This is a genomic window from Aliivibrio sp. A6, from assembly GCF_028765505.1.
Classification (GTDB): Bacteria; Pseudomonadota; Gammaproteobacteria; order Enterobacterales; family Vibrionaceae; genus Aliivibrio; species Aliivibrio finisterrensis_A.
The window spans coordinates 1-656 of sequence record NZ_JARACR010000113.1 but is presented as its reverse complement, the minus strand read 5'-3'; the positions used below and the strand labels follow the sequence as shown (position 1 = coordinate 656).

The 656-nt window shown below is 33.5% G+C and carries 1 protein-coding gene; it reads right to left on the bottom strand.

The annotated features are described in order from the left end of the window. Positions 1 to 274 precede the first annotated feature (274 nt). A complete protein-coding gene (locus PVK70_RS18845; RefSeq protein ID WP_130049476.1) occupies positions 275 to 625 on the bottom strand; it encodes a hypothetical protein in 351 nt (116 codons plus the stop codon). Between the last annotated feature and the right edge of the window lie 31 nt (positions 626 to 656).

Genomic DNA, 656 nt, shown 5'->3' with positions numbered 1-656 from the left:
AAATTCTGAAAGTGGTTGAATATCTTGGTCTAATCTTAGTCGAGTCATAAATAGCACCTTAGTTGTACTTAATTTTGTACCAATTATAGTGCAAGTATAAATATTCAGCAATACTAAGAAAAATTATAACGCCGCAATAACACGTTTATTACTACGCCGACTTACTTGAATTTTACCGCCTTAAACACCGAAACCAAAGACAAACCTACAACGCCGAATGTAATAAATCGTGTTGATTGCTTTGTTATACCCGTACTAGCAATCACCCTCAAAACTAGGAAGTAACCAATAATAAAATACTACCTAAAAATGCCGGAATTCCTGAGACAAACATAACCAAACCAAACTGATAATTCAGCCTTTTTTGTTCATGGTAATCAGACTCAAAATCATGATTAGAAACCATTTTCATTGTTTTCTTTGAAGCAGGATCTTGCGCCCAATTACGACTTTGGCTACTACCATCCCAAGTTAATCTAGCTATTCCCCAGATAATAATCACGATGAAAAATAGAAAATCCATCAAGCTTGTTGAGTTGAAAAAAGCAATATATTTGGAAAGAATGAATACGATTAAAGCCGCTAATAGATTAGTAATAACAACTACTTTCAATAGATTTAGCATAGATATTCTTCCTCAATTGACCTTTTAGGGT

Coding starts and splice junctions, on each gene's coding strand:
- PVK70_RS18845 (WP_130049476.1), bottom strand. CDS start 625: ATGCTAAATCTATTGAAAGTAGTTGTTATTACTAATCTATTAGCGGCT.